The 20,395-nt window shown below is 33.5% G+C and carries 20 protein-coding genes and 1 riboswitch; of the genes, 2 read left to right on the top strand and 18 right to left on the bottom strand.

Annotated elements, in window-relative coordinates; genetic code table 11:
- Positions 1 to 53: 53 nt before the first annotated feature.
- The 13 genes from murG to EQM13_RS11110 form a co-directional block, all read right to left on the bottom strand.
- On the bottom strand, positions 54 to 1,157 hold the full coding sequence (gene murG / locus EQM13_RS11050; protein WP_128752688.1) for an undecaprenyldiphospho-muramoylpentapeptide beta-N-acetylglucosaminyltransferase: 1,104 nt from the start codon (positions 1,155 to 1,157) through the stop codon (positions 54 to 56).
- Positions 1,154 to 2,266 carry a putative lipid II flippase FtsW gene (ftsW, locus tag EQM13_RS11055; RefSeq protein WP_128752689.1) on the bottom strand — a complete coding sequence of 371 codons (1,113 nt, stop codon included), beginning with the start codon at positions 2,264 to 2,266 and terminating at the stop codon, positions 1,154 to 1,156. Before ftsW ends, murG begins: the two co-directional genes overlap by 4 nt.
- Positions 2,244 to 3,623: a UDP-N-acetylmuramoyl-L-alanine--D-glutamate ligase gene (gene murD, locus EQM13_RS11060; protein WP_240662924.1), complete on the bottom strand. Its 1,380-nt coding sequence runs from the start codon at positions 3,621 to 3,623 to the stop codon at positions 2,244 to 2,246. Before murD ends, ftsW begins: the two co-directional genes overlap by 23 nt.
- Positions 3,624 to 3,652: 29 nt before the next feature.
- Complete coding sequence (gene mraY, locus EQM13_RS11065; protein ID WP_200795988.1) at positions 3,653 to 4,618, bottom strand: phospho-N-acetylmuramoyl-pentapeptide-transferase; 966 nt, start codon at positions 4,616 to 4,618, stop codon at positions 3,653 to 3,655.
- 21 nt (positions 4,619 to 4,639) lie between these two features.
- Positions 4,640 to 6,109: a UDP-N-acetylmuramoyl-L-alanyl-D-glutamate--2,6-diaminopimelate ligase gene (locus tag EQM13_RS11070; protein WP_128752691.1), complete on the bottom strand. Its 1,470-nt coding sequence runs from the start codon at positions 6,107 to 6,109 to the stop codon at positions 4,640 to 4,642.
- 74 nt (positions 6,110 to 6,183) lie between these two features.
- The gene (locus EQM13_RS11075; RefSeq protein ID WP_071139059.1) at positions 6,184 to 8,370 is read right to left on the bottom strand and encodes a stage V sporulation protein D; all 2,187 of its coding nucleotides are present in this window, start codon (positions 8,368 to 8,370) and stop codon (positions 6,184 to 6,186) included.
- A 14-nt stretch (positions 8,371 to 8,384) separates the two neighbouring features.
- Positions 8,385 to 8,858: a cell division protein FtsL gene (locus tag EQM13_RS11080; RefSeq protein ID WP_083381758.1), complete on the bottom strand. Its 474-nt coding sequence runs from the start codon at positions 8,856 to 8,858 to the stop codon at positions 8,385 to 8,387.
- 20 nt (positions 8,859 to 8,878) lie between these two features.
- Positions 8,879 to 9,811 (bottom strand): 16S rRNA (cytosine(1402)-N(4))-methyltransferase RsmH, encoded by a 933-nt coding sequence (gene rsmH / locus EQM13_RS11085; RefSeq protein ID WP_071139163.1) that lies wholly within the window; start codon positions 9,809 to 9,811, stop codon positions 8,879 to 8,881.
- A 15-nt stretch (positions 9,812 to 9,826) separates the two neighbouring features.
- On the bottom strand, positions 9,827 to 10,258 hold the full coding sequence (mraZ, locus tag EQM13_RS11090) for a division/cell wall cluster transcriptional repressor MraZ (RefSeq protein ID WP_071139057.1): 432 nt from the start codon (positions 10,256 to 10,258) through the stop codon (positions 9,827 to 9,829).
- Between the two features lie 208 nt (positions 10,259 to 10,466).
- Entirely contained in the window at positions 10,467 to 11,210 is a 744-nt protein-coding gene (lgt, locus tag EQM13_RS11095; protein ID WP_071139162.1) for a prolipoprotein diacylglyceryl transferase, read from the bottom strand.
- A 25-nt stretch (positions 11,211 to 11,235) separates the two neighbouring features.
- Positions 11,236 to 12,504 (bottom strand): EF-P 5-aminopentanol modification-associated protein YfmH, encoded by a 1,269-nt coding sequence (gene yfmH, locus EQM13_RS11100; protein ID WP_206172685.1) that lies wholly within the window; start codon positions 12,502 to 12,504, stop codon positions 11,236 to 11,238.
- A 16-nt stretch (positions 12,505 to 12,520) separates the two neighbouring features.
- Positions 12,521 to 13,786 carry an EF-P 5-aminopentanol modification-associated protein YfmF gene (gene yfmF / locus EQM13_RS11105; protein ID WP_240663032.1) on the bottom strand — a complete coding sequence of 422 codons (1,266 nt, stop codon included), beginning with the start codon at positions 13,784 to 13,786 and terminating at the stop codon, positions 12,521 to 12,523.
- 117 nt (positions 13,787 to 13,903) lie between these two features.
- The gene (locus tag EQM13_RS11110) at positions 13,904 to 14,368 is read right to left on the bottom strand and encodes a YhcN/YlaJ family sporulation lipoprotein (protein WP_128752694.1); all 465 of its coding nucleotides are present in this window, start codon (positions 14,366 to 14,368) and stop codon (positions 13,904 to 13,906) included.
- A 391-nt stretch (positions 14,369 to 14,759) separates the two neighbouring features.
- Between EQM13_RS11110 and ychF the strand changes: the two genes are divergently transcribed.
- Positions 14,760 to 15,851 carry a redox-regulated ATPase YchF gene (gene ychF / locus EQM13_RS11115; protein ID WP_128752695.1) on the top strand — a complete coding sequence of 364 codons (1,092 nt, stop codon included), beginning with the start codon at positions 14,760 to 14,762 and terminating at the stop codon, positions 15,849 to 15,851.
- A 72-nt stretch (positions 15,852 to 15,923) separates the two neighbouring features.
- Here the strand turns inward: ychF and EQM13_RS11120 are convergent, their stop codons facing one another.
- The 3 genes from EQM13_RS11120 to pduL all read right to left on the bottom strand — a co-directional run bounded on the left by EQM13_RS11120 (position 15,924) and on the right by pduL (position 17,694).
- On the bottom strand, positions 15,924 to 16,238 hold the full coding sequence (locus tag EQM13_RS11120; protein WP_071139053.1) for an FtsX-like permease family protein: 315 nt from the start codon (positions 16,236 to 16,238) through the stop codon (positions 15,924 to 15,926).
- Positions 16,239 to 16,446: 208 nt separating this feature from the next.
- On the bottom strand, positions 16,447 to 17,100 hold the full coding sequence (deoC, locus tag EQM13_RS11125) for a deoxyribose-phosphate aldolase (protein WP_128753488.1): 654 nt from the start codon (positions 17,098 to 17,100) through the stop codon (positions 16,447 to 16,449).
- Between the two features lie 21 nt (positions 17,101 to 17,121).
- Positions 17,122 to 17,694, bottom strand: coding sequence for a phosphate propanoyltransferase (gene pduL / locus EQM13_RS11130; protein WP_128752697.1), 573 nt, complete (start codon positions 17,692 to 17,694; stop codon positions 17,122 to 17,124).
- A gap of 658 nt (positions 17,695 to 18,352) precedes the next feature.
- Here pduL and EQM13_RS11135 point away from each other — a divergent pair.
- Positions 18,353 to 19,006 carry a hypothetical protein gene (locus EQM13_RS11135; RefSeq protein WP_128752698.1) on the top strand — a complete coding sequence of 218 codons (654 nt, stop codon included), beginning with the start codon at positions 18,353 to 18,355 and terminating at the stop codon, positions 19,004 to 19,006.
- An 83-nt stretch (positions 19,007 to 19,089) separates the two neighbouring features.
- On the opposite strand, the gene EQM13_RS11140 is transcribed toward EQM13_RS11135, so the two are convergent.
- Positions 19,090 to 19,686, bottom strand: coding sequence for a flavodoxin family protein (locus EQM13_RS11140; RefSeq protein ID WP_071139051.1), 597 nt, complete (start codon positions 19,684 to 19,686; stop codon positions 19,090 to 19,092).
- A gap of 4 nt (positions 19,687 to 19,690) precedes the next feature.
- Positions 19,691 to 20,227, bottom strand: a complete 537-nt coding sequence (locus tag EQM13_RS11145) for a folate family ECF transporter S component (RefSeq protein WP_071139050.1) — start codon at positions 20,225 to 20,227, stop codon at positions 19,691 to 19,693.
- A 66-nt stretch (positions 20,228 to 20,293) separates the two neighbouring features.
- Positions 20,294 to 20,386, bottom strand: a riboswitch (THF riboswitch).
- Positions 20,387 to 20,395 lie beyond the last annotated feature (9 nt).

Below are 20,395 nucleotides of genomic sequence, written 5' to 3' on the forward strand. Positions count from 1 at the left end.
TCATATATCTATATATATTATGCATGTGATACGAAGGTGTTACAAATTTGGGTTTATTTAAGTATGGTCTCTACAATATCCACTATCTTAGATGCTGCATTTGTTCTACCAATGTTTTTACTGTTTAATGACATCTCATAAAGTTTATTTTTATCTTTTATTAATTTCATGATGCTTTCATATAATTTTTCTCCCGTCAAGTCTTTTTCAAGAATAAGCAAACCCGCTCCTGCCTTTTCAATGGCTTTGCCATTATATACTTGGTGATTTTCTGCGGTATAACTCTTGGGAATTATTATACTGGGAATGCCTAAAGCTGTCAATTCCGCAATAGCTATTGCTCCTCCGCTGGTAATCACAAGGCTTGCCGTATTTAACCCTAAAGGCATATCGAAAAAATAAGGTAAAATTTTAATATTATTTTTTAATATTATTCCGTCTTTCTTAAGATTTGCAGCAAAATCACTATAAAACCTCTTGCCTGTTACATGCATTATTTGAACGTCAGAATGTGAAGCAACTTTTTTAACCACCCAATACATTGCATCATTTAATTTTTTTTGCCCTCCGCTTCCTCCAAAAGATAATATAAAGGGAATATCGGGATCAATGTTCAACTTCTTAAAAGCTTCCTCTTTATTAACAGATATTATACTCTTACGTATGGGGTTTCCTGTAAAAACTATTTTCCCCGGATACTTAAAATACTTTTCAGATTCATGAAAGCTGACTGCTATTTTAGTAACATATCTTGATAATATTTTATTTGTGATTCCCGGAAAAGCATTTTGCTCGTGAATAATGCTGGGTATCTTTTTCTTGCTTCCAACATAGACCACAGGTCCGCTCACATATCCTCCGGTACCTATTATTATATCCGGTTTAAATTTATTGATGATTTTTCTTGAATCGAATATACCATGTATTAACTTTACAGATGATATAATGCTCTCCTTGGACAGCTTTCTGGGAAGCCCTTCCACCCTTATGGTTTCAAATTTAAAACCTTCCTTCGGAACCAATTCGCTTTCTAAGCCTTCTTTTGTTCCGACATAAAGAATATCGCTATTTTTATATCTCTCTTTGATTTCATTTGCTATAGATAATGCAGGGTAGATATGGCCTCCCGTTCCTCCCCCGGTAATTAAGAACTTCATCTTTTCTCACCTCCACTTAGATTCGTGTTTCTGGATATGTTTAGGAGAATTCCTATTGCCGACATATAAATTGCCAAAGAAGTTCCGCCATAACTTATAAATGGAAGAGGTATTCCCGTTGGGGGTATAGATGATGTCACTACAGCTATATGTATGAGAGTCTGAATTGTGATCAAAGCAACTATCCCCGAAGAAAGGAGGCAGCCAAAAAGATCTTCCACGTTCAATGCTATTTTTATTCCTCTCCATATTACCAGTACAAAAAGAAGTATTATAGTTATACATCCCAAAAAACCCAACTCTTCACCTATAATCGAAAATATAAAATCATTATAAGGCTCGGGGATATAAAAAAACTTTTGTCTGCTCTTTCCCAATCCCAATCCGAAAAGCCCTCCGGAGCCTAAGGCATATAAAGATTGAACTACCTGATAACCGCCTTCCGATTTATAGGCAAAAGGATCTTTAAAAGAAAGATATCTGGCCACCCTATAGGAATGAGACACTATGGAAAAATACAGAGCAGCTGTGCCTCCTATTCCCAAGACAATCATATGGCTGATTCTCATCCCCGCAATAAATAGCATAGCTACTAAAGTAAGTGCCAAAGTAACTGTAGTGCTTAAGGCTTTTTGAATATATATCAGTCCGCAAGATATGCCTATTACAACAAGAGAAGGAATAAGACCCTTTTTTATACTTTTTATATCCTCCTTTCTTTTAGACAGAAATGAAGCAAAAAATATAATAGAACCGAATTTAATCAGATCAGACGGCATAAAGGTAGTAAACCCTAAATTTATCCATCTTCTTGCTCCGTTATATTCTACTCCCAAAGGAGAAAATATTAAAAGTCCTGATATTATGGTAATTAAAAATATCAATTTAGACATCTTATCAAGCCTTTTATAATCAAAGTTCATAAAAAAAAACATTCCCGCAAGCCCTATTAAACCTGCCATCAACTGTTTCTTTAAATAAAAATAACCATCCTTCATTTTGTATATAGCATCAGGCCAGCTTGAACTGAACACCATTATTATTCCTATAAAAACTAACAGCATAGTAGCTAAAAGTAAAGTAAAATCAACGGATTTTTTCTTTGCCATCTGAATCCCCCTTTATTTCCATGACAGCTTTTTTAAAATCCCTTCCCCTAACTTCATAGTTTTCATACATATCCCAACTGGCACATGCCGGAGAGAGAAGTACTTTATCCCCTTTTTGTGAAAGCCGGAAGCTTTTCTTCACTGCCTCTTTCATATTATCTACCATAAATATATTATTAAAATTATATTTTAAAGCAGTTTTTTTTATTTTTTCTTTAGTTTCTCCAAGGAGTACCAAATCTTTTACTCTTCCTTCAAAGGTCTTTACAAAATCATCAAATTCATTGCCTTTATCCATGCCTCCTGCAATAAGTATAATTGAATTTTCCAATGTTTCTACAGCTTTTATACTGGCATCTGCATTAGTTCCTTTAGAATCATTATAAAATTTTACTCCGTCTATCTCAGTCACATATTCTATCCTGTGCTCCACTCCTTCAAAAGTGGATAAAACATCTTTTATAATGTTAAAGGGAATCCCCATTGCCCATCCTATGGAGACAGCTCCCAAGGCATTTTGTAAATTGTGCTTCCCTGGTATATTAACTTCTTTATAAGGCATTATTTTATTAATTGTCTTTCCATCATTTATAACTATATAATCTTCATCAATATATACTCCTCTGTTTAAAATACTGTCCGTACTGAACCATATCAATTTTCCCCTTGCATCCCTGCCGATTTTTCTAAGTATTTCATCATCGTAATTAAGGATTGTATAATCATTTTCATCTTGGTTAATGAATATCTTTTTCTTTGCATTTATATAGTTTTCATAAGATTTATGCCAATTCATATGATCCGGGGTTATATTAAGTATAAGGCTTACTTTGGGTTTAAAATGTTTCGTATTTGCCAATTGAAAACTACTTGCTTCAATGACAAATACGTCATCCTTATTTCCATTAGCTACCTTCCAGAGAATGCCCACTCCAATATTGCCTGTTACATAAGTATTATATCCTGCTTTTTTAAATAGTTCTCCGGTTAAAGTAGTTGTAGTTGTTTTTCCATTAGTCCCCGTTATTGCTATAAAATTGTTATCAGTCATTATCCTATAGGCAAGTTCAATATCGGTTATTACCTCTATTCCTGCCTTTTCAGCTCTTTTTAATACAGGTATATCTGGAAGTATACCCGGACTCTTTATTATCATGTCAATATTGTCCAAGGGTATATCATTAGTTCCTAAACGTAACTCAACAGGATAAGACGAAATCTCCTTTAAATATTTCTCTAATTCCTCTTCTTTTTTCAAATCACTTATGACAACATCAGCACCTAACTTATATAAAGCTTTAATTGTAGAAACTCCTGTTATCCCTAACCCCAAAATTAGTATTTTTTTCCCTTTCAAGTACAAGTCTAATCACCTATCTTTCAAATTTATTTTAAACTTATTGTTCCTATTAAACACAGTATTACTGTTATTGTCCAAAAAACTAATACAACTTTTGTTTCTTTCCACCCTTTTTGTTCAAAGTGATGATGAAGAGGAGCCATCAAAAATACTCTTTTACCTGTTAATTTAAAAGAAACTACTTGAATGATCACCGATAAAGATTCTATAAAATATATGCCTCCTACAATAGGTATTATTAACGGAAGATTTAAAAGTATGGCAATAGCGGAAACTGCTCCTCCCAAGGCCATTGAACCCGTATCCCCCATCATTATCTTGGCAGGATAGGAATTATAAACTAAAAATCCAAGGCAAGCTCCGGCTAATGACGTCGAAAAGACAGCCATGGAATTCATTCCTTGATTGAGAGCTACCATTCCAAAGAAGGACATTACTATCATAGTTATTCCTGAAGCCAAGCCGTCTAATCCATCAGTCAAGTTTACGCTGTTAACCGTACCGACTACTACAAAAGCAATAAACGGAATATAAAGCATCCCTAAATCCAAATATTTGCTTTTTAAAAAAGGTATTATAATTTTTGTCCCCAACTCAGAAGTATATGATTGATATACAGCCAAAATAACAGCTAAAATAATTTGAGCTATTAACTTCTGATGGGCTTTTAACCCTAAGGATCTTTTTTTAACAATCTTTATGTAATCATCCACAAATCCTATTAACCCAAATCCTAAAGTAGAGAGGAGCAATACTATCATATCCTTATTCATTATTCCGGAAGTAACGGAAGTAATAAAAAGTGCTATAATCATTATTATTCCTCCCATAGTGGGAGTCCCCTTCTTTTTAAGATGAGTCTTAGGTCCATCTTGTCTTATATTTTGCCCAATATGAAGTCTTCTTAGCAAAGGAATAAAAATCAATCCTAAAATCAATGTAATAATAAAAGAAATTACTATAACTCTGATAATATCGATATAATCAGCCATCGTTGCTCTCCTCTCTTATAATTATCTTTCGTGATTAAGCTCTTTAAGTGTATCTTCTACTATTTTCCTTTCGTCAAAGGGCAGCTTCTTACCTTTAATAATGGTGTAAGTCTCATGCCCTTTTCCCGCAAGTATTATTATATCATTAGGTTTTGCATTTTCAACCGCATACTTTATAGCTTCTCTTCTATCGATAATCTTTATATAGTTATCAGTAACTTTTTTAACCCCGACTATTACATCATCTATTATTTTTTCGGGATCTTCATCTCGGGGGTTATCCGATGTGACTATAGGCAGATCGCAATGATTTGCTACTACCTCTCCCATAATAGGTCTTTTTGTCTTATCTCGGTTTCCTCCTGCTCCAAAGACCACTACCTTTCTACCCTGAGCAAATTCATCTATTAAAGTAAGTAAATTTTCTAATTCATTAGGTGTATGAGCAAAGTCTATTATAACGGAAAAATCCCTCTTAGTAGGCACTATTTCAAATCTTCCTTTTACACCTTGAACTTTTTCCAGTCCTTTTTTTATATTATCTAAATCTATGTTATAAGCATAAGCGCAGCTTGCTGCAGCAAGAGAATTATATACGCTAAACTTCCCCGGAATATTAAAATTAATAGGGATTGAGCCTTTGGGAGTATTTAACAGAAAATTTACTCCATTTAAGCTGTATTTTACATCTGTGGCAAATATATCTCCCTTGGCGTCAAAGCCATAAGTCAATAAAGGTACTTTCGAATCTTCAATCTTTTCTATCAATCTCCTGCCATATTCGTCATCTAAATTTACAATATTGTATTTGTTTGTTTTATAAAAAAGTCTTGATTTAACTTCAAAATAATCATCCATCGTTTTGTGAAAATCCAGATGGTCCCTTGATAAATTAGTAAATAATCCTATCTCAAACTCACAGTATTCTATTCTTTTAAGAAAAATAGAGTGAGATGATACTTCCATGGCACAGTATTCAGTCCCTGATTTTAACATTTCATATAGATATTTTTGAATTATCAAAGATTCCGGAGTAGTATTGCCTGTCTTTACGACTTCCTTATTTATAATATTACCCATAGTTCCAATAATTCCACACTTTAAACCCGATTCTTCCATAATACTTTTGATTAGATAAGTAGTAGTGGTTTTTCCGCTTGTTCCGGTTATCCCAATCAAATGCATATCATGAGAAGGATTTTTATAGTAATTGGAGCTTAATTTGGCTAAGGCAGTTCTGCTATCCTTTACCTTTATTACCGTAACATGATCCGGTAAGTTCACGCTTTTTTCCGTAACTACCGCTACGGCACCCTTGTCTAATGCAGCATCTATGTAATTACATCCGTCATCTCTATATCCACTTATTGCTACAAATAAATATCCCCTTCCAATCTTCCTGGAATCAGAATCTATTCCTTCAATTTCTAAATCTTTCCTTCCCGTAATAGTCTCACAACTTAGTCCCTTAATTAAATCTCTTAAGTTCATATTTACACCTGCCTTTAATCAAAATCATAAACAATCAATTAAAAGGCAACCTAATCAGCTGCCCTTTAATAAAATCATTCCTTAATTTCTGAAAGTTCAACTTCAACAACTGTATCCGAATTAATTTCTTCTCCTGCCTTAGGTTTTTGATCTTTTACAATCCCATTACCGGTAAACCTGTATTTCAAATTCAATTCATCAAGCTCTTTGACTGCTTCGTCTCTGCTTTTACCTTTTAAATCTATCATTATCATCGCTTCATTATCTTTTCTCTTTTCTTTTAAATATATATCAATTATAGAGCCTTTGGTCACTTCGGTACCGGGAAGGGGAAACTGATCTATTACAACGGAATTTTCCGTTACTTCGGCAACTTCCGTATTATATTTAAATCCTAAATTACTTAAAATCTTTCCTGCCTCCGAAATAGTCTTATTCGTTACATCCGGAACTACTACCTTTGTAGAAAGTTCTTCCTTTTCCTTCTCGGAATATTTAGGTTCTACTCCCAGATATTTTAATGTTTCCTCTACAAGTTCACCAGCAATAGGTGCTGCAACCACGCCTCCATAATATGCCCCATTACTCGGTTCGTCGATTATAAAAAGAACTGCAATCTTCGGATCATCCGTGGGAGCTATTGCCGCAAAAGAAGCAATATATTTCCCCGGAGCATATTTACCATCAATTACCTTTTGAGCCGTACCGGTCTTGCCTCCGATTCTATATCCGGGTATATAAGCACTTTTCCCGGTTCCTTCGGATACTACGGACTCCAATATGCCCAATAAAGTTTTACACGTTTCCTCCGACAACACTTTTCTTTTTACTTCCGGCTTTATTTCCTGCTGGACGTTACCCTTCTCATCTACTAACTCCTTTACTATTCTGGGCTTCATTAAATTTCCCCCGTTAGCTACGGAAGAAATGGCAGTAATAAGTTGCATAGGGGTTACCGCAATTCCTTGCCCATAAGAAATGGTGGCAAGATTTACTTCCTTTATACTGCTTACACTTTTAGGTATGATTCCCGCTTGTTCTCCTGTTAAATCCACACCAGTATTTTCACCAAAACCAAATGCTTTTATGTATTCAAGCATCTTTTCTTTTCCAATTTTCCTTCCTACATTTACAAAGACAACATTGCATGAATTCCGAACTCCTTCAGCAAATGTTTGAGCTCCATGGGGATTATACCACCTGCTGCACTTTAAAACTACTCCCGGAATATCTCTTATAAAACCGTTACAATAAAAAGGAGTGTCAGGAGTTACCACATTTTCTTCCAAAGCTATGGCAGATGTGATTATCTTAAAGGTAGAGCCCGGTTCATAAGCATCATTTATAGAAAAGTTTCTCCACATATCATACCACTTTTTTTGAAGTTCTTCTTGTGACAAATTATCCCATTCTTTTTTTTCTTCCTCATTTAACGGCTCTCTGGGCTCATTGGGATCATAATCGGGTTTTGTTGCCATAGCCAATATATCCCCTGTTTTAGGTTCCATAATTATTACGGAAACATTTTTAGCTTTATTCTGCACAAGAGCTTCCGTAGCCGCTTTTTCAGCAAAATGCTGTATTGTTTCATCTATAGTAAGGACTACACTTAAACCATCTTTAGCATCAAATATTTTTTCTCCTCCAAAGGGTAATTGCCTTCCGGCAACATCAGTAGTTTTTACCCATTTACCAGGAGTACCTTTTAAAAATTTATCATAGGTCTTTTCTATTCCATATAGTCCGTCGTTGTCAATATTCGTAAATCCCAAAATATAACTTGCAAAATTTCCATAAGGATAATATCTTTTATTATCATCTATAATTTCAATTCCCGTAATTTTATCCTTTACTAAACTCTGACGTAATTTTGTTGCCTCGTCATTGCTTATCCACTGTTTAATTTTTTCTGTTCTCTGATTTTTGGTAATCTTATCATATACTGTTTTTTCATCAAGATTCAATATATCCGCAACTAATTTGGCCGTTTTTTCCGGTTCTTTTATATCGGCAGGCCTGGCCCAAACAGTATAAGCACTAATGCTCATGGCTAATTTTTTACCATTTTTGTCGTATATTACTCCTCTTTTAGCTTTTATTTCAATGCCTTTAGTCCATTGTTCAAGAGCTTCCTTTTTTAAATCCTCTCCTCTTACAATCTGCCAAAATCCCAATCTAATAACAAGAACAAATACGATTATTGTTACCGAAAAAAATATTACGACTAACCTTTTCTTAGTAGAATAACTAGGCGTTGTCATAGAAACCAACCCCCTTAAAATAGATTTATTATTGCGCTCAGAATATTCTTAAAGTATTTTTTTACTGCAACGTTACTATCTTCTTTTTGTTCTTCCTTTAACTTATTTTCATTGACATCTAAATATACTATTTGAGCTTCAGTGGGATAATTCATCCCCAATTTAGCTGTAGCATCTTCTTCTATTTTAGCGGAATTTTTCACTTCCTCCAATTCAGAAAGTTTTTCCTGTTTTTCTTTCTCCAATGTATTTTTTTCACTTTCCAATTTAGATATTTCAACTCTCATTTGAGTTAGCTGAGTATATCTGAATAAAATGGACAAACAGGCCGCAAGAAAAATAAATGCATATAAAAATAATTTCAATTTATTTCTGGTCTGAGCTTTTCTTTTAGCTTTTCTCTTTTCTCTTTGTACTTTATTTTCATAAACGCGATCTTCTCCATAATAATACTTTTCTTCTTTTTTAGCTACTAACAATTTATTCATCCCTCCTTTCTTTTAGAACATCAAACTTTCTCGCCGATTCTCAGTTTAGCACTTCTTGCTCTTGGATTTTTACTCAGTTCATCTTCCGTTGGAACAATAGGTTTCTTGGTGATAATTTCTATTTCCTTTTTCCTATTACATACACATATAGGAAAATCTTTAGGGCAAATGCATCCTGTATTGAGTTCTTTAAAATTCTCTTTGACAATTCTGTCCTCTAAGGAATGAAATGTTATTATGCATATCCTTCCTTTAGGTTTTAAAAGATTACATAATGCAGGAATCGATTTTTTTAAAATTTCCAGTTCTTTATTAACTTCAATTCGTATAGCCTGAAAGGTCTTTTTTGCAGGGTGGTGTCCTGACGCTCTGGCCCCTTTTGGAATTGCCTTTTTGATTATTGATACAAGCTGAAAAGTGGTATCAATTGGGCTATTTCTTCTTTCCTCAACTATAAATTTTGCTATTCTCTTTGACCACCTTTCATCTCCGTATTTCCATAAAATATCGGAAAGCTCTTTTTCCTTGTATTTGTTGACTACATCCCAGGCTCTTAAATTATTTTCTCTATCCATTCTCATATCCAAAGGCGCATCTTTTTGATAGGAAAATCCTCTTTCTCTTTCATCGAACTGATAGGAAGATACTCCTAAATCCAGGAAGATTCCATCTACCTTGTCAATATTCAGATTCGATAATATCTGAGGAATATTTTTAAAATTATCATGAATTATTTCTGCTCTTTCTAAATAATCTTTTAGGACATCTTTTGCTTTATTTATAGCATCCATATCCTGATCTATCCCCACTAACTTTCCATTATCAAGTCCTTCAATTATTTTCAAAGAATGACCTGCGCCACCCAAAGTCCCATCAACATAAATTCCGTCTTTTTTTATGTTTAATCCTTTTATTACTTCATTTAACAATACAGGGGTATGTTCGAAATCCAAAATATCAACTCCCATTTATATTCCCAGTTCAGCCATCTTTTCTGCAATTCTTTCATAACTTAAACTGTCATCTTCATTATATTTATTCCATTCTTCTTTGCTCCATATTTCTACCCTGGTTGATACTCCTATTATTACCGCATCCTTATTTAATTTGGCATGTTCCCTTAAACTTAACGGAATAAGTATTCTTCCCTGTTTATCGATTGTACACTCATTGGCCCCGGCAAAGAAAAATCTTACAAAGGCCCTTGCATCTTTATTTGTCAACGGTAGGGATTTAAGTTTGTTTTCTAATTGAACCCAGCCCTCCTGAGGATAAACAAAAAGACAACTATCAAGCCCTTTGGTCATAATAAAATTTTCTCCCAAAGAATCGCGAAACTTAGAAGGAACTATCAATCTTCCCTTACTATCCAGGGAATGCTTATATTCTCCGATAAACATTTTACTCACTCCACTTTAGGAATATTTCTCCCACTTCCATCCACTTTAAACCACATTTATATACTTCTATATATATTTTTAAATTCCTTCTATGAAGTAAAAAAAAAGGCCTATTATTTATAGGCCTTTTGTACTATATTTATACATATTTATTAAACTTTCTTCATATTTCGCCACTGAAATATGAGAACACCTGAACCAAATACTTTTACATGTACTTCATATCAACATTTTTCCTTCTATATCTAAAAATGATAGCCACTCCGATTACGGTGATCACACTTACCAACTGGGCAACTCTTATATTTCCCAACATTAAACTGTCTGTTCTTAAACCTTCTATCCAGAACCTGCCTACCGAATACAACGCCAGATACAAAAGAAAAGTTTCTCCTACCGTTTCTTCCTTATTTCTTCTATACCAAAGTAAAAAGAAAAAAACCGCCAAATCCCATATGGACTCATACAAAAATGTAGGATGTACCTTTTGTCCGTTAATTATTATTCCCCATGGTAAATTCGTAGGCCCTCCGTGAGCCTCCTGGTTAGCAAAGTTTCCCCATCTTCCAATTGATTGTCCCAATATGATGCTTGGAGCACAGATATCTGTAATTTTCCAAAAACTTAATTTTCTTTTTCTGCAAAATATAATTGCAACCAATACGGCCGCAATTATTGTACCATGTATTGCAAGCCCGCCTCCTCTGAAATTAAATATTTCTCTTAAATGGTCCTTATAATAGTACCAGCTAAAAATGACATAGTATATTCTGGCTCCTATTGCAGAAATAGGAACAGCAAATATAAATAAATCTATCAAGGTGTCCTCGTCAATCCCTACTCTTTTTCCTTCCTTTAAAGCTAAATACGCTCCGATTATTACCGCACAGGATATAAATATTCCATACCATCTTATAGGAAATCCAAATATTTCGAAAGCAACAAGATTCAACATAAAGCCTCCTCACCATCCAACGCTATTTTACAGGTTTTATAACAGAAAAAGTAAAGTTATCCTTTCTTAAATGAGATATAAATCTATCTTCTATATCTTTAAAATTAATTTTATTCATAGCATTCAAATAATCTAAAAATATAAAATCAATAAAATAATAGTTTACAAAATTGCTTCCAATATATTCTATGGAATTCAACCCGGTCAAAAAATTTCCAATATATTTTCTCTTAATTCTTTCAAAATCCTCTCTTGAAAGGCCCTTCCTTTTAAGGTCCTCTATATGGGATTCTATTCTTTCAAAAACCAATTTGGGTTTAAGAGTCTGCCCTACTATTATAGAATGCCCATAATCCTTATATCCAGTATAATATGACCCAAAACTGTTGTCAATAAGTCCTTCATTATATAAGGATTGAAATAACAAAGAGCTTTCTCCAAATATCATATTAAGCATTATATTAGTAGATATATCTCTAAGGATCAGTTCTTCTCCACTTTCATTGACTGATTCAAAATTATCCTTAAATCCTATTGAAAAAAGTGGAATGGATATAGGAAGATATTCTTCCATATAGGATTTTTGAATATTTTCCGGTTCGTTAGCCTGCACCCTCTCTATTTTTCCTTCAATACTGCCCTTTTGGGCTTCCCGCTTATTAACAGTTTCCATTATCTTTTCAAAGGAAAGATCCCCGGCAATAACCAGAACCATATTCTGAGGATGGTAAAAAGTATTATAACATTTATACAGTATTTCTTTATTTATCTTTTTAATGCTTTCCACTGTACCTGCAATATCATTTTTCACCGGATGATTAATATACATTCCCTTAAGGCAATTAAAATAAACTTTCCAATTAGGGCTGTCCTCATACATTTTTATTTCCTGCTCTATTATTCCTTTTTCCTTCTCGACGTTTTCATCGGTAAAATACGGGTCTTGTACAAAATGGATAAGAAGTTTCAAATTTTCATAAAAATTATCAGTACAGGAAAAGAGATAAGCTGTTTGGTTAAAATTAGTATAGGCATTAACATTTGCCCCTAAATAAGAAAATTTATCAAATATGTTTTCGTCGGGTTCCTCAAACATTTTATGTTCTAAAAAATGTGCCACTCCTTCAGGTGATTCTCCTATTTTATCATTTGAGCCATAATCAGTTGCAAATATAGCAAATTTTTTGCTATAACCCTCTTTAGGAATATAGTATACCTTTAATCCATTGTTACTTTTATCATACAGAACCTTTTCTTTTATATGAATGTTTTCATAAGTTTTTATACTCAAGCATCTTTCCTCCCATCTATAAATAATTATTCTTTGTTAAAAAATATATGGTATCAAAATATATTCTATTGCAGGCTTCCACTATTTCATCTTTTTTTATATCATCTATACCCTTTAATATATCTTCAAGGTTCCTCTCATCTTTTGCAAGAATTTGACTTAAGAAAAACTCGGAAATCAAATAATTACTGTCTACTAGGGATTTAATTGATGCAGAAACTGATTTTTTGGATATATCAATATCCTGCTCTGTAAATAATCCCTTTTTCATGTTGTCTAATTCACTTCTGATAAGTTCCAACACTCTTTGAAAATCATCGAAGTTAATCCCGGCATCAATGACCATAATGGATTTAAATTTATAAACCGTAGATTTGATATAATAAGCAAGGCTTTCCTTTTCCCTTATATTCCTAAATAATTTGGAATTAGCTCCTCCTCCCAATATGTCACTGGCTAATATCAATCCATTATAAAGGGGATCTTCATAAGGAATACCTGCTCTGCAGCCTACCGCAATTTTCCCTTGATTTACATTCATCTCTTCATGAATCATATTTTTAGTCTGAACAAAATTTAATATTTTTTCTCTCTGAATCGGAACTATTGTCTTTCTTTCTACAGAAAAAAGTTTTTTTAATTCTTCAGCGATATCTTCTTTATAATTTCCCACCATAAATATCTCTATGTATGACGTGTTCAATACATCCAAATAATATTTATATAAAGTGGAGCTGTTTATCTTCTCAATATCTTCTATATAGCCATATTCATAAGTACTGTATTTCTCATTCTTGCACATCTCTTCTATGCATCTTTCTATTGCATACTGACCTTTATCGTTTATCTTTCCTTCTATTATTTTTTTCAGATTTTCCTTTTCCTGCTCTACATAATCTTTCTTAAATACTCCATTTTCGGTTACGGGGTTATATATCAGTTCCTTTAATAATTTAATAACTTCAATAGGATATTCTTTGTCTTCCACATAAGATTCTTCGGGGCTTTCTACAGTGAATCTTTCTATATGCCTTTCTCCCACTTTTCTGACCCCAACGCTTAGACTTGCTCCATACATATTTTCAAGTTTTCTTTCCAATTTTAAATTAGTGTCAAATCTCTCTGTTCCTCTTCTTAGAACCATTGGAAATAAAGCATTTTGTGTGGCCTCTTCTCTGTTTAAGGGCCTTATTATATAGAAACTTATTAAATTGGTCTTAAATTTATCCGTCCTTATTAGGTTTAGATTTATCCCCTTTCCTATATTCTTTCTCTCCTTCATTAAAATCAATTATTCTACCTCCTTTTACACAAATATATTTTTATAATACCCAAATTACCCAAAAAAATATTGTTAATATTTATTATATGAAAAAATCCAGTCCTAAGACCAGATTTTTTATTCCTTTTCAATCTCATTAATTATCTTTTCAATATCACTGCTGAATTTTTCAATATTTTCTCCGTTGCATATATTATCTACTATACCTTCTATTTTGTCAAATTTTTTTCTGTCACTTGTAACAAATGCCTCTTTTAATTTAGTATCGCTTGAAAGACTTGTATCTTTGACTAATTTCTCCTGCTCATCCGAAAAGATAAAATCCTCAGCAGGAACTACTGCCACTACCGCTTTATCCTTGTAAATAAGAACTACCGCATCATCAATGCCGAATAAATCAACAACACAATCAGCTAAATTCTCAATTCTTTCAATGAGTTGAGAATTATTTACTACAGAAAGACTGCTAATGCTTTTATCCTCTTTTAAATCCTCTGCTTCCTTCTCCTTACAGCCGTATAGAGGCAGAGCCATAATTAACACCAAAAACATCAATATAAATCTATTTTGTATTTTTTTCATAATATCCTCCTCCCTTCATCTTTAGTTTTACACTTTCTCCAAAAATTATAATAAAAACTTAAAAATATTATATAAAAAGGGCTTCAATTGAAAATAGTAAATTAAAGTCTTTTGTTGAAACCCATTTGGGCCAAGTGTGAATTAATGGAAATTATGATTTTATTATTGGTTATAAAAATAACTTGCCTCTGTGATTTACAGAGGCATATATTAAGAGGGGGAATGAAACACAAATAGATATTATTTAATTCAATATAATATTACATGTATCATGTTACGAGAATGTTAAAGCAATATTAATTTTGTATTAAATATGCTATATTGAATATATCAAACAGTTGATATATAATTATTTTCATGAATAATATTAATTCTTGAAAGGAAGATTCAAATGAAACTCGGTATAGTTGGACTGCCAAATGTAGGAAAAAGCACACTGTTTAATGCCTTAACATCAGCAAAAGTAGATGCTGAAAATTATCCTTTCTGTACTATAGAGCCAAATGTAGGAATTGTTCCCGTGCCTGACGAACGGTTAAACAAATTGGCCCATTTAATGAAACCGGAAAAAATAACTCCCGCAACGGTAGAATTTGTAGATATAGCGGGATTGGTTAAAGGAGCAAGTAAAGGAGAAGGATTGGGAAACAAATTTCTTTCTCACATTCGTGAAGTTGAAGCAATCGTTCATGTCGTAAGATGCTTTGAAGATGAAAATGTAACTCATGTGGAAGGAAAAATAGATCCTGTAAGGGATATTGAAATCATAACTTTGGAATTAATGCTTGCTGATTTAGATATAGTAGACAAAAGGCTTTCCAAAATAGAAAAAATGTTAAAAAGCGATAAAAGCTACGAAAAGGAAATCAATATTTTAAAGGAAATCAAAAACACAATAGAAAAGGAACTTCCTTTGAAAAACCTCAATCTTAATGAAGAGGAGCTAAATATCATTAAGGGATTAAATTTATTATCTCTGAAGCCTGTTTTATATGTATGTAATGTCTCCGAAGACGATTTGATAAAGGGCGATGAAAATTCATATGTAAAGGAAGTAAAGGAATATGCAAAGAAAGAAAATTCATCTGTTATGGTCATCTCTGCAAAAATAGAATCTGAAATTGCTCAATTGGATAAATCCGAAAAAGAAACTTTTTTGGAAGAATTAAATATTAAGGAATCCGGATTGGATAAACTTATAAAGGTCAGCTATGATCTGTTGGGACTTATGAGTTTTCTTACAGCCGGACCTAAAGAAGTAAGGGCTTGGACTATTAAAAAGGCTACAAAAGCACCTCAGGCTGCCGGAAAAGTCCATTCCGATATGGAAAGGGGATTTATAAGAGCCGAAGTCATTAATTATAAGGATTTATTAGAATGTGAAGGATATACTCGCGCTAAGGAAAAAGGCCTCATTCGTTCGGAAGGAAAAGATTATGTAATGCAGGATGGGGATGTGGTGGTATTCAGATTCAATGTATAAAAAATGAAAACAGCAAATAACCCTCCCTTTCTAAGATGAGGGCTATTTGCTAATCTATTCTCTTTCGCCGGTTTACTCCTCGCTTTTACTTAAAAGTTCAAGGGGTTCCGCTTTTAAGTTATTTTTGATAAATATAAGTGAAATGATAAGTGATACAAAAATCACCGTAAGACATACGAAAACCGGTGTCAGTGGATTCACCGATACACTGATTTCACTTGAATTCGCCATCTTATCGGAATTGTTTACCCAGTTGCTGAAAGCCGTGCTGTACAGTTCCGTTTCCATGTCCGTTGATTTCGACATGACAAAATCCGCTGTCTTAAATCCGGCAAAACTCCCTATAACTGATCCTATAGATATAATTATAAGAATACCGTAGAGCATGGACAATGTACATTGCTGTTTTTCACGGGTTCTGAAGGGATAACCACCGCATTCCTTCCCAGTTCATACCCTGTGGGTTCTGTTTCAGGGTTAGCGGTATTGCTGTAAAATCCTACAATTTTATTGAAGATGTAATTTTCCTATTGGTTATAAAAAGGGCTTCACACTAAATGCTTAGTGCGACACCCCTTTATTTTAAAAATACAGATTATTTTATACTATCTTGTACAATCTTTACAGATGAACTTGCACCTATCCTGTTCGCTCCCGCTTCTATCATCTTTATAGCTGTCTCATAATCTCTTATTCCGCCGGAAGCCTTTATCTTCATCTTATCTCCCACAACACTTTTAATAAGCCTTATATCTTCAACAGTTGCACCTTTGCCATTAAATCCTGTTGATGTTTTAACAAAATTTGCTCCTGCCTCTAAGGATAAATTACACGCCCTAACCTTTTCATCTTCAGTCAATAAACAGGTTTCAATAATAACCTTTACCAATGCATTACCTTTTGCTTTTTTAACCACTTCTTCAATATCCTCTTTTACCTTATCGTAATCTTTATTCTTCAGAGCAGCTATGTTTATGACCATATCCAATTCGTCTGCTCCGTCCTTTATTGATTCTTCGGCTTCCAAAGCTTTAATTTTACCGGTATTGGCCCCTAAAGGAAATCCGATAACCGTTGCAATTTTTACATTGCTGTTCCTAAGAATATTTTTTGCTAATTTTACGTAATAAGGATTAATACATACCGCATAAAAATTATATTTTTTTGCTTCATTGCATAAATTTTCAATCATTTCCTCTGTAGCATCGGGCTTCAGTAAAGTATGATCTATAAATCGGGCAATATCCATCATAATATATAGTACACCCCTTTACTTAATTATTTCTACTATATCTCCGTTTTTAATCCCTGCCGCATTTCCTTCTTCTATATCAACATGCATTTCTAATTTATGCCTTTCTCCTACTCTCACCAGTACATTTTCAAATACAAGTCCCCTTACACCTGAGACTTTAACTCTTACCACATCTTTATCTTCCAGTCCATACTCCTTAGCTTCATCCGTGTGCATATGAATATGTCTGGCTGCAACTATTACTCCCTGGTCAATCTGAATTTCTCCTTTAGTTCCGACTATTTTAGCTCCCGGAGTCCCGACCAAATCTCCGGAGTTTTTAACCATTGGCTTAACGCCCAACACAAAAGCATCCGAAACGGAAATTTCAATCTGCGTCATTGCTCTGACAGGGCCAAGAACTCTTACTCCCCTTAAAGTTCCCTTCGGTCCTATAATATCGACTTTTTCCTCCGCCGCAAATTGTCCCGGTTGAGTCAAATTCTTCTTTTTCGTCAATTCGTATCCGTCTCCGAACAATTTGTTCAAATCATCCTTCGTTAAATGTATATGCCTGTTGGACATAGCTATTGGTAATTTTGTTTTCATAAACTTTTCCTCCCTACTCTACATAAAATAATAATATAAACAATTTAACACATTAATTATATTCCTTTAAAATTTGAAAATCAAACAATTGTGAACTACACCCCACTTATAGAAGTAGGGGCTTAGTATAAAAGATTGATAGTCTAAGCTATCCTTATTCTAACAGGCATATCCACTTCACCACTACCGTATAGTGCTTTTAAGCACACAACGTTACTTTTTTTAGTATATTCAATGCTCCGTTTATACCTGTTTCACTGTTAAATACATCTTTTTCACCTCGATTTTTGTTTATATTATATAATATTTTTTATTAAAATATCAATTTATAAGTAAAAAATATATAGTGAAGTAACTTATGGATATTTTGAAGAGGTATCGAACCTCCTCAAAATATTTGCTATCCATTTCCCACTTATAAAAAATAGAAGTATTCTGCAAATTTTGATAAATTAATTTTATTTAAAATTGATGAAAAGAAGCATCTTCAACACTCACAAAATATTATTATAGATAAATAATTATATTTTATTATTGCAAAATACATTAAAAAATATTATAATAATATGTAGATAATCCTATTTATAGTAAATATGGGCAATAATTCTGACATTGTCAAACCTTTATATACATAAAAAAATAAAAGGAGGTGATTTCTATGAAAAGGATTGTAAATATAATTTTATCGTTTGTATTGATACTTGGATTATGCATACCTGCATATGCTGAAGAAACAAAGACTATCGATGAATTACTCGCACCTTATCAGAATGCTATTGATAAGGTTAATGGAGAACTTGGTTCCAATATATACATTCCGGACAAGAACAAGGAAAAATTTTATAATAATGTTAAACACATGTCTCCCAGCGAAGTCGAAAATTTGCTTAGAAATGAATACAAAGACATTACCAGCGGTAAACCATTTATTACCCAATCTGAACCCAACAGTTATACAAAAAGTTATGCTATGAAAAACGGCCAAAAAAAGCAGGATACCTCACCTATGCACGTAAGACAAGATATCATGCAAACCGCTCCTATTAGTTATAATTCTCAAATGTTTCTTAATTCTACAGTATTTAGTGCAACTGGTGCTTCAGGGACATACATCTATGAAACAATCAACAGTTATGGCTCGAGTTGGCCTTCCGATTATACAGGATATCATTTTGAAGTCGATTCAGGGTCATACTCATTGAGCAGTAACAAGAAAAACTGTACCGTCACTTTGAGAGGCCACCCTGAAGATGCGTATGGATCTGCATTAACATTATCTTTGACTGAAAAAGTTACATTCAGTGTAGATTAGACAATTATTATCTCCAAAAAAGCCGCCACAAAACCGATAGAGTAAACTGGTTTTGTAGCGGCATAAATATTTTAATCCCAGTATCATCTGTAGAGATAAAAACTTTCCTGCCTATCTATATTTTTTCCTATGTTGTAAAGCTCATCCATTACATCGCTTCTATCGGAAACATTCTTCTTATCCGTTCCGGAAATAAAATAGTTTCCTATATACTTAGCGTCAATAACTTTAAACACCAAATCCATAGTAGTCACCATTGCGGAAAATTGATCATGATAAAAGTCAGCACCACCCACGCCTATAAATATACCCATTTTTTTATCTTTGCCTTTATACTTGGTATCATTATGATTGCATTTGAAAGCCCAGACTTTCTGACATCTGTCAATTACTTTTTTCATAAAACTGCTGACCGTATTAAAATAAAGAGGAGATGCAATAACAAAAATATTACTGTTGTCAAATCCCTCATATATTTCGTCCATATCGTCTTTTATAACACATTCCCCTTCTTTTTCACAATATCCGCATCCCACACAAGGAGAAATGTCTTTATCTATGATATTTATCTTTTTTACTTCATGACCTATTTCTCTCATACCTGTAAGCATAGCTTCTAATGCCCTGTCTGTATTTTTATTTTTTCTCGGACTTCCCATTAAAGCTAAAACCTTGCTCATTCCATCACCATCCCGCATAATATTTTTTTGAATATTTAAGATAGGTGGAAACCATCACAGAATCTAAAGGTATAGCTACAACACTGCTTAAAAGTCTGCCCGGGACCAATACCAAAAACCCTTTTCCAAACATAATTGAAAGCCAGTAGGTGTTTAAACATATAGAAACAATAAAATAAGTTATTGAAACTACAATGAAAACACCTTTAATATTAATATTTTTATTATTTCTTTTATAAAAAAATAATCCCGGTAAAATGCCCCAGAGCATTGAACTTAAAGTAAACCCCGGAAAATACGCTCCCTGAGGGTTAACAACTACCCCGATCAGATCTGCAGCTAAGCCACCTAATCCTCCCAAAGCAGGACCATATACCATGCCTGCCATCATCAAAGGTGCTTCTCCCAGGCCGAATCTCAATGCCGGAAGGCCTGCAATAGGTATGATAAAAGAAAAAAATCTTGTAAATATTATACTCATAGCCGTTAAAAGGCTAACAGAAACCAATGCCTTAGTACTAAAAGGCTGTACCTTCTTCATATATATTCCCCCTTCTTTAGTAACAGAAACCTGTTTCACTAAAGAGAAGGAATTCCTCTTTAATGGAACAGCGGACGCAGTAAAAAACCGCAGACATAGTCTTTCGTTTAAAGGCAACTTCCCATCCCTTAACACTTTACGCTTTTTACCTACTCTGTTTTGTTTAAT

Source organism: Acidilutibacter cellobiosedens (assembly GCF_004103715.1).
In the GTDB taxonomy this organism is placed as follows: Bacteria; Bacillota; Clostridia; order Tissierellales; family Acidilutibacteraceae; genus Acidilutibacter; species Acidilutibacter cellobiosedens.

Bases quoted from the DNA above. Each gene is read 5' to 3' on its own strand.
- EQM13_RS11110 (WP_128752694.1), bottom strand. From the start codon at position 14,368: ATGAAAAAAATACAAAATAGATTTATATTGATGTTTTTGGTGTTAATT.
- EQM13_RS11075 (WP_071139059.1), bottom strand. From the start codon at position 8,370: ATGACAACGCCTAGTTATTCTACTAAGAAAAGGTTAGTCGTAATATTT.
- ychF (WP_128752695.1), top strand. From the start codon at position 14,760: ATGAAACTCGGTATAGTTGGACTGCCAAATGTAGGAAAAAGCACACTG.
- EQM13_RS11080 (WP_083381758.1), bottom strand. From the start codon at position 8,858: ATGAATAAATTGTTAGTAGCTAAAAAAGAAGAAAAGTATTATTATGGA.
- deoC (WP_128753488.1), bottom strand. From the start codon at position 17,100: ATGGATATTGCCCGATTTATAGATCATACTTTACTGAAGCCCGATGCT.
- EQM13_RS11140 (WP_071139051.1), bottom strand. From the start codon at position 19,686: ATGAGCAAGGTTTTAGCTTTAATGGGAAGTCCGAGAAAAAATAAAAAT.
- EQM13_RS11120 (WP_071139053.1), bottom strand. From the start codon at position 16,238: ATGCTCTACGGTATTCTTATAATTATATCTATAGGATCAGTTATAGGG.
- mraY (WP_200795988.1), bottom strand. From the start codon at position 4,618: ATGGCTGATTATATCGATATTATCAGAGTTATAGTAATTTCTTTTATT.
- mraZ (WP_071139057.1), bottom strand. From the start codon at position 10,258: ATGTTTATCGGAGAATATAAGCATTCCCTGGATAGTAAGGGAAGATTG.
- murG (WP_128752688.1), bottom strand. From the start codon at position 1,157: ATGAAGTTCTTAATTACCGGGGGAGGAACGGGAGGCCATATCTACCCT.
- yfmF (WP_240663032.1), bottom strand. From the start codon at position 13,786: ATGAAGGAGAGAAAGAATATAGGAAAGGGGATAAATCTAAACCTAATA.
- EQM13_RS11145 (WP_071139050.1), bottom strand. From the start codon at position 20,227: ATGAAGAAGGTACAGCCTTTTAGTACTAAGGCATTGGTTTCTGTTAGC.
- ftsW (WP_128752689.1), bottom strand. From the start codon at position 2,266: ATGGCAAAGAAAAAATCCGTTGATTTTACTTTACTTTTAGCTACTATG.
- pduL (WP_128752697.1), bottom strand. From the start codon at position 17,694: ATGAAAACAAAATTACCAATAGCTATGTCCAACAGGCATATACATTTA.
- EQM13_RS11135 (WP_128752698.1), top strand. From the start codon at position 18,353: ATGAAAAGGATTGTAAATATAATTTTATCGTTTGTATTGATACTTGGA.
- EQM13_RS11070 (WP_128752691.1), bottom strand. From the start codon at position 6,109: ATGAACTTAAGAGATTTAATTAAGGGACTAAGTTGTGAGACTATTACG.